Annotated in this window: 1 pseudogene; it reads right to left on the reverse strand. The window is 40.8% G+C overall.

From position 1 onward, the window contains the following. Positions 1-652 (reverse strand): annotated as a pseudogene (locus DC53_RS0120670) (IS110 family transposase); the annotation flags it as partial. Positions 653-757: the final 105 nt, after the last annotated feature.

Below are 757 nucleotides of genomic sequence, written 5' to 3' on the forward strand. Positions count from 1 at the left end.
TGAACATGGTGTGTTAGTTCATTGTCTAGCCGTTCAAGTCGGCTTATTCGTTCATAATTGTGTGTAAAAACTCTAGTAAGACGATGTGCTGCGCGGGATGTGGCAACACAAGCTCAGTGAGCCAACGTAAATGTTTTTGTGACCAATTTGCAGTGCCTCTGTAATTAATATTATTGCGAAGCAGCAGTGCCTTTAATTGATATTTAGCATCTTTTAAATCCTTCATTGCCACTTCGCGTGCGCGAGATAAATCACGTACGGCTTCATCTTCAGGCTCGGGAACATAAATAGGTGTTAAATCTTCAGATTTAAGTAATTTAGCGAGCTTAAGGGCATCACGTTTATCGGTTTTAATCTTCTCACCTGGCTTTTTGGGAATAAGAGAGGGTGCAACCACATAACAGCAATGGCCGAGACTGGTAATTAATCTGTAAATCCAATAACCACATGGTCCAGCTTCATAAACAAAATGAAGTGTTGCGCCAGGGTATTTGGATTCAAACTGACGAACAAGCTTTTGAACAGCCACTTTGGAAGACGAAACTCGGCCAAGATGAACGGGTTTCGCACCTCTATGTTCTTCAATATAGGCGACTTCATTGAATTCTTTATGTGTATCAAGACCGATAAAAAGTATGCTATGTTTATTCATGTTAGCCTCTGCTGTTTAGTTAATTGACAAACTAATTATGGCTCTGGCTTTGAATTAAGCTAACCCACGAAAAGCGGAGGCTAACACCGTGTGGGAGTCATTATG

The organism is Pseudoalteromonas fuliginea, assembly GCF_000690055.1.
In the GTDB taxonomy this organism is placed as follows: Bacteria; Pseudomonadota; Gammaproteobacteria; order Enterobacterales; family Alteromonadaceae; genus Pseudoalteromonas; species Pseudoalteromonas fuliginea.